This window comes from Synechococcus sp. R6-10 (genome assembly GCF_047461815.1).
In the GTDB taxonomy this organism is placed as follows: Bacteria; Cyanobacteriota; Cyanobacteriia; order Thermostichales; family Thermostichaceae; genus Thermostichus.
Genome location: NZ_JANSHW010000062.1, coordinates 1 through 7,744 on the forward strand (window position 1 = coordinate 1; position 7,744 = coordinate 7,744).

General features: G+C 60.0%; 5 protein-coding genes and 1 pseudogene. All 6 read right to left on the reverse strand.

Translation table 11 applies throughout. The features are described from left to right. Positions 1-501, reverse strand: a 501-nt coding sequence (locus NW837_RS02015) for a potassium transporter TrkG (RefSeq protein ID WP_414329042.1), incomplete at its 3' end; no start/stop codon positions are given. Positions 502-560: 59 nt separating this feature from the next. Beyond that, positions 561-1,250, reverse strand: coding sequence for a potassium channel family protein (locus NW837_RS02020; protein WP_414329043.1), 690 nt, complete (start codon positions 1,248-1,250; stop codon positions 561-563). A gap of 70 nt (positions 1,251-1,320) precedes the next feature. Continuing rightward, complete coding sequence (gene clpX / locus NW837_RS02025; protein WP_414329044.1) at positions 1,321-2,667, reverse strand: ATP-dependent protease ATP-binding subunit ClpX; 1,347 nt, start codon at positions 2,665-2,667, stop codon at positions 1,321-1,323. A gap of 812 nt (positions 2,668-3,479) precedes the next feature. Next, positions 3,480-5,540 carry an NAD-dependent DNA ligase LigA gene (gene ligA, locus NW837_RS02030; protein WP_414329046.1) on the reverse strand — a complete coding sequence of 687 codons (2,061 nt, stop codon included), beginning with the start codon at positions 5,538-5,540 and terminating at the stop codon, positions 3,480-3,482. A gap of 32 nt (positions 5,541-5,572) precedes the next feature. Further along, complete coding sequence (locus tag NW837_RS02035; RefSeq protein WP_414329045.1) at positions 5,573-7,600, reverse strand: ArsA family ATPase; 2,028 nt, start codon at positions 7,598-7,600, stop codon at positions 5,573-5,575. Further along, positions 7,601-7,744 (reverse strand): annotated as a pseudogene (locus NW837_RS02040) (RNA-guided endonuclease TnpB family protein); the annotation flags it as partial. It lies immediately after the preceding gene.

Sequence of the window (7,744 nt, forward strand, 5' to 3'; positions counted from 1 at the left end):
AGTGACCCCCAGCAGCACCCGCCGAGTCAATTCCAGGATCGCCCCCGGATCGATTAGACCCAGCGAATTGCACAGCGCCAAGCGATTGAGGAGGGAAATGCGCCGCCCGATCAATTGAAACACCACCACCGCCAACACCATGAAGCCCACCCCGCCAATCTGAATCAGGATCAGCAGCACAATCTGGCCCAACAGGGTGAGATCCTCCGCCGCCACAATCGTCGAGAGCCCCGTCACGCTCAGGGCCGACATGGCCGTAAACAGCGCCTCATTCCAGCTCAAGGGATCCCCGCGCCCGATCCCCGGCAACATGAGCACCAAAGTTCCCACCACTGCCAAGAGCCCCAACCCTGTGACCAGCCGCAATGGCGGCGGCAGCGGGCGACGCCTGTCCCCCCCGAAAAACCACTGCAGACGATTCCCGAAGGCCCTAGAGGACTGAGACAATGCCGAGCCCGGTGTCGGCAGGTGGCGGGCGCGGGATGGTACCGGTGGAACCAAGCGCTCAGAGCCCTCCTCTGGCGGAAGCGGGACGGAGCCCTCTCTCATCGGATCCCTCCCTACATCTCATTCAGCCGCGAGATGTTGGTATTGGCCCCCAGAACCACCAGCAAATCCCCCTTTTCCAGCAGGTAGTCTGCGGGGGGAGAGACCACCAGCGATTGCTTTCGCTTCACCACCAGCACCGTGATGCCGAAGCGGCGACGCAGATCCGACTCCGCCAGCGTATGGCCCACCAACGCCTCCGGCACCTGTAATTCCGTAATGCTGTAGCCCGGCTCCAGCTCTAGCTGATCTAGGATCCCCGGTGCTGTCAACACCTGAGCCAAACGGCGCCCTGCCTCTTGCTCCGGCAACACCACCCGATCTGCCCCCACTCGCAGGAGAATAGAGCGTTGCCGCTCGGTCGACGCCTTACAGACCACATTGCGCACCCCCAGACTTTTCAGGGCCACCGTCGTCAGCAAATTGCTCTCAAAATCGCTGCCAATGGCCACCACCACCGTGTCGAAGGAGAGGATATCCACCGCTCGCAGCGCATCTTCATCGCTGGAATCGAGTGCCACCACCTGCGTCAGCTGATCCGCCAGGCGCTGCACGATCTCACGGCTGCGGTCGATCCCCAAGACATTGTGCCCTCGCTCCATCAAGGTGAGAGCCAAGCTAGAACCAAAGCGCCCCAGCCCAATTACCGCATATTCACGATCCACCCGCTGTCGTTCGCGCCAGCGGAACGCAGTCCCTGCCATAGGATCTCCTGCCCCCTCTTTCAAGAACAGATCATAAGTTCATCCAGCAGGGATCGGAAGGGCCGCGACTCTAGGCCGACTCAGGCTTGGGCAGCGTAGAGGGGTGAGGAATCAGCTCGCGGGTGGAACGGCGCTCCACCATCTCTGCGGTGATGCGGATGTATTTCAGGTCGCGGCGGGAGGGTGCCTCGTACATCACATCCAGCATTAGCTCTTCCACAATGGCCCGCAGGGCGCGAGCCCCGGTCTTGCGGCGATAAGCCTCTTTGGCAATGGCAGCAATGGCGGCAGGTTCGAACTCCAGTTCCACCCCGTCCATGCGCAACAGCTTCTGCGCCTGCTTGAGAATGGCGTTTTTGGGCTGCGTCAGGATCGCCTCCAGCGCCTTCTCATCCAGCGGATCCAAAGTCGCCACTACCGGGAGCCGCCCCGTGAATTCGGGAATCATGCCGTACTTGATCAAGTCTTCAGGCTCCAAAGCCTTGAGGGCATTGGCCATACGTTGCTCGCGGCTAACCGACAATTGCTCCCCTGGCTTGATAAAGCCCATCGATTTCTTGCCAATGCGCTGCTCGATTACTTTTTCCAGGCCAACAAAAGCCCCCCCGCAAATGAAGAGGATGTTGGAAGTGTCGATTTGAATGCAGTCTTGATAGGGGTGCTTGCGCCCTCCCTGGGGAGGCACGTTGGCTATTGTCCCTTCCAGCATCTTCAACAAAGCCTGCTGCACCCCCTCGCCGGAGACATCGCGGGTAATGGAGGGGTTCTCGCTTTTGCGGGCAATTTTGTCGATTTCGTCGATGTAGATGATGCCGCGCTGGGCCTCTTCTACGTCCATGTCCGCCACCTGCAGCAGGCGCAACAGGATGTTTTCCACATCCTCGCCCACATAGCCAGCTTCCGTAAGGGTGGTAGCATCTGCAACCGCAAAAGGCACATCCAACATGCGAGCCAGGGTTTCCGCCAGCAGGGTTTTGCCGGAGCCAGTGGGGCCAATGATCAAAATGTTGGACTTCTGTAGCTCCACCTCATCCAGTTCCGAAACTCCGACGCTACCGGGGTTGGCCTTGGCAGCCAGACGCTTGTAGTGGTTGTAAACCGCCACCGACAAAACCTTCTTAGCTTTTTCTTGGCCAATCACATATTGGTCGAGATAGCGCATGATCTCTTGCGGCTTGGGCAACTGCGCCAAAGAAGGCAGGCTGCGGGAGGATTTTTTAGGAGCTTCACGCCGGCCGCCGGCAGGGGCGGCAGCAGGAGGAGTGTTGCCGTCGTAGAGTTCCTCATCCAAAATCTCGTTGCAGAGCTCCACGCACTCGTCACAGATGTAGACCCCCGGCCCCGCAATCAACTTACGCACCTGATCCTGTGACTTGTTGCAGAAGGAGCACTTTAGATGGGAGTCATATTTGGCCATGGGATCCTCGTTGCTGCTTGCTCTTGGCTATCCTAATCCGGCAAAAGCCAGAAGAAAACTAAACCTTCCAATCCAGTCGCAAATTGGCTGCGAAAGCGTAAGGAGGCCGAAGTTGGTGGAATCTCACTGACCTACTAGTCTAGCATCTCCACTGGGCTCGTAGGGCTTGTTTCCGGATCCCCAAGGGGGCAGGGTGCCAAGAGATTCCCATGGGGATCAACTGGAAAGACTGGAGATATAGTCATTTCAAACTGGATTGAGACACTTCCCAAGCGCTCCGTGCCGCTTCCGCGACCACCCACTCTTCAAAAGGGAGCTGGGAAGCAATGCAACGGAGGTGTTTCATTCTTGCTTCAAAGTGACCATAAGCTTCTCCAGCGCTCTGCGCTACCCGTGCAAACGCCACAGCCTCGGTTCTCCCCAAGTGTCTCACAAGGAGGAAAACTGGAAATGGAAGGGGTGAGCCGTTTCGCTGCTATAGGGAATGGTCATACATCCTTTGGACGGATTTATAGAAAAACCGCCCGACTTGACGCCGAGCGGAAGATGGTGTGAGGAGTGAACGGAAACATGCGTCTCCGCTGATCCCATCATAGTTGAACTTATCTGGCACTGGCAAAGGAATCCTTCAGTTAAGTTGGATACTTTTTGGAGGTGTGGCCGCGCCTTTTTGTAACCAAAAAGGGGAAGGAACTGTCCGTGTTTCGTTCGCTTCCCCCTATTGGCGTCCACTCCTCACTAGAGGTGAATCATAAATTATCCCTGCCGCTAAGACAACCCACCCTACCCAAGTTTTTCGGGGATCCACCCTGTCAAGGATGCAGATCACCGGATTCCACGGTGGGATCCAGCGCCAACAGCTCCGCTTCGGTCAGCAGGGGGATCCCCAGTTGTTGGGCTTGCTCCAGCTTGGAGCCGGGGTCAGAGCCCACCACCACGTAGTCGGTTTGGCGGCTGACGCTGGCGGTGACTTTGCCCCCCCGACTCTCAATCCAAGCCTTGGCCTGCTGGCGGGAGAGGGTGGGCAAGGTGCCGGTGATTACGAATTTTTTCCCGGCCAGGATCTGGGAGACGGCAGGGCTCTCCTGCTGAGGAAGAGCGGGGATCCCTAGCGCCTGCAACTCCTGCAGCAGCCGCCGGTGGGCGGGATCGGCAAACCAGGCCACCACCGCTTCCGCCACTTCCGCGCCTATCCCGTAGATCTGAGCAATGGTTTCTGCACTGGCCTGGGCCAAAAGCTCAGGGGTGGGAAAATGGCCGGCCAAAATCTGGGCAGTGACCACCCCCACATGGGGGATCCCCAGCCCGTAGAGCACCCGTTCCCAGGGCTGTTGACGAGAGCGCTGAATGGCTTGCACCAGCTTTTGGCTGGAGCGGGATCCCATTCCCTCCAAACCCTGCAACTGCTCTGGGGTGAGGCGGTAGAGATCGGCTACGGTGCGCACCCCCAAGCTCTCCACCAATTGGGCTGCCCGCTTTTCCCCTAAGCCTTCGATATCCAAAGCATCGCGGCTGGCCCAGTGCTGCAATTGGCCCCGCAGCTTGGCCGGGCACTCGGGGTTGGGGCAGCGGGTCACGGCTTCGCCGGGGGGACGAACCAAAGGGGCGTGGCATTCGGGGCACTGGCTGGGCAGGCTGTAGGGAACGGCATCGGCAGGGCGCAATTCCTTCAGGATCCCGACCACCTCCGGGATGATCTCCCCGGCTTTGCGCACGATGGCAGTATCGCCGATGTGCACGTCCAGCTCCCGCAGGCGATCGGCATTGTGCAGGCTGGCGCGGCTGACAAGGGTGCCGGCCAAAGGAACCGGCTCCAGCTCTGCCACTGGAGTGACGGCGCCGGTACGGCCCACGCTGGCCACGATGGCGCGGATGCGGGTGGGGACTTCCTGGGCAGGGTATTTGAGGGCAATGGCCCAGCGGGGAAATTTTTGCGTAAAGCCGGCCTCCTCCTGCAGCCGCAAGGAGTTCAATTTCACCACCACCCCGTCGCTGGCGTAAGGGAGCTGGGCACCCCGCCATCGCTCATAAAATTGGATCACTTCCCCCAAGCCCCGACAGACCTGGGAAAGGGGGTTGACCGGAAATCCCAATTCCTTGAGCTGCTGCAGACACTGCCACTGGGTTTGCGGGGGATCCCCGGCAGGCCATCCCTCCGGCCAGTGGAGGGCGTAGGCGAAGAAGCTGAGCTTGCGGGCGGCCACAACGCGGCTATCCAACTGCCGCAGGGTACCGGCAGCACAGTTGCGCGGGTTGGCAAAGGGGGGATCCCCGGCGGAACGACGCTCTTGGTTGATCCGTTCAAACTCGGCTAGGGCCAGATAGACTTCCCCCCGCACCTCCAAAACGGGAGGCGGATCTGCTGTCGCCAGCCGCAGGGGAATCGAACGAATGGCGCGCACGTTGGGGGTGATGTCCTCTCCGGCCTGTCCGTCCCCCCGAGTAGCACCCCGCTCCAAAAGACCCTCGATGTAGGTTAGGGCCAAGGCGGCGCCATCAATCTTCAGCTCACATACATATTCCAGCTCTCCCTCTGTCCTGCTGTCGGGAACAGGGGCACGGCCCAAAACTCGCAGCAGACGCTCTTGCCACTCCTCTAGCTCTTCTGGGTTGAAAGCGTTTTCCAAGCTGTAGAGGGGGATGCGGTGGAAGACGGTGGGAAAATGCTCTGCAGGTTTTTCTCCCACCCGCTGAGTAGGGCTATCGGGGGTGACCAGTTCAGGGTAAGCCCGCTCCAGCTCTTGCAGCTCGCGGTAGAGGCGGTCGTAAACGCTGTCTTCCAGGATGGGAGCATCGTGGACATAGTAGGCAATGCTGGCCTTCTGCAGCAGGGTGCGCAGCTCGCGGGCGCGTTCTTCCAACTTGGGATCCATAACGCTTTGGGTGAGCAAGGTCTACCCCTAGGTTAGGGCTCCTGAGGAGCGAACAAGTAGGAGCCGATATTCTCCAAGCTGGGAGGATGTAGGAAGGGGATGGTCAAGATGGCCTGCTGGGAAAATGGCTGGGGGAGCTGGGCCAGAAGAGTCTGGTGACGACGGCGGAGGGCCTCTCCAAAGGGGGTAGAATCCTCCAACCACACCCGATTGAGAACGGCGTAGGGATGAGGGATCCCCAAAGCATCCAGTTCCGCCAAGAGACGCTCGGTTTCCGCCAGAACTGCTTGCTCGGGGTTAAAGACGGGGATAAAGGTAACAAACTGGGGATCCTGGAGCTGCTGCCGGAGCTGTCGCACCTGGGCCAAGAGCTCCCGCATCCGCTGCGCCCATTCCGGCCTGCCCACCACATCCCGATATTTCAGCCACAGCTTCAGGGCCAAGCTTACCCAGCCCTCCAGAGCCTGGGGCATCTGCAGAAACCGCAGGAGATGCCCTGTGGGGGCCGTGTCCAGCACCACCAGGTCGAACTGCCCGCTCGTCTCCTGTCGGAGAACACTCAACAGGGCCATCACCTCATCCAGGCCGGGTGGAGGCATCTGCAGCAGTTGCCGCCACGCCTGCGGGTCGTATTGGACTTCCACCCCTGCCGTCCCCTCCCCCGCCAAGATGGCCGCCACCTCCTCCAGGTAATCCTGCCGGAATTGCTCCAGCACCGCCGCCGCATCGATCTCCTGCCCCAGCAGGTTGGGCAGCAGGGGGATGGGATCCTGACCCAGTTTCGTCTGAAACAGATCCCCCAACGAGTGGGCCGGATCGATGGAGACCAGCAAGAGCTGCTTGTCGGGATGGCGCTTGGCCAAGGTCCAAGCCAGGGCCCCGGCCACCGTCGTCTTGCCCACACCCCCTTTGCCCCCCACCAACACCAGTCGGATCCCTTGGGTCAAAAAATCCGGTAGGGACGGGATCCCCTTGAAGGAAGGGAAGAGGGTGGAGAAGAGAGACTTTCTCTTCTCTTGGCTCTCCGCTTTTTGCTCTGGGATCCCTTCCAACTGCAGCAGCACCTCTGGCAAGGGGCGAAGCTGCTGCACCAGCTCATCCAGGGCCGCCAACCCAACCGGCTCCTGCAGTTGATAAGGACAGACCCAGATAGAGTATCCGGGCAGCTCCTCCTGTAGGGCTTTGAGCACACGCCGCTGTTCCTGTTGCCGCGCCGAGTAGAGAGGAGAGGGGAGAGCAGCGGGCAGCGAAGGTTGGCTGTTATTCTCTCTTGCAAGCAGCACCTGATTGACCAGAAGGCCGCCGATGGGCACGCGGCGGCTTTGCAGTTGCTGACAAAAGCGGCGGGTTTCCGCCACGCTCAACTGCTCCGGGATCATCACCAGCCAAGCAGAGGTGCTCTCCGGATTGGTCAAGCGGGCTTTGCCCCCCTCAAGTTCCCCCTGCAACTGGGCCAAAAACGCATCCGCCTCATCCGGTCGATAGGTGCCTGTCAGGGCTTGGGCGATCTCCCGATGCTTGGCCTGAAAGGTGGCAAACACAGCCAGAAGATTATCCAAAAAGTCGGGCAGCTCCAACAGCCGCAGGGTATGCCCGGTGGGGGCCGTATCCAGAATGACCGTATCCACCTCCTCCCTCGCCAGCAGCCGGTTGACCTCCAGAATGGCCATCAGCTCATCCACCCCCGGCCACGCCAAATCCCAGATCGGCAGCAGATCCTCTCGGCCAAACCAACTGCCCCGCTCGGCAATGAGCTCCAGGGCCGGCCCATAGGTTTGCCGAAAAGACCGCAGCAAAATCTCCGCCTGCAAAGCCCGCACCTGTAAATTGGGGCGATCCGGCAAGGGTTGGGCCACATCCGTAACCGAGATTTGCAGCACGTCCCCCAACGAGTGGGCGGGATCTGTGGACATCAGGAGCAGACGGCGCTGGGGATCCACCTGGGCCAGTTGGCGAGCCAGCGCGCAGGTCAAGGTTGTTTTGCCCACTCCTCCCTTGCCGCTGAACAGCAAGAGGCGTTGGGAAGCCAAGAGCAGAGGATGGCAGGAATGCTGATACATTTACGCTGAACACTGCTGACCATTACTGCTCAACGGTGAAGCGATAGCATTCTGTCCATTTCCGTTCGCGTTAGCGGGACGGAGTCCGAACAGAAAGGCGGTATCCCGCAAAGCTCTGAGCATAACACCCAGAGCGCCTTGCCA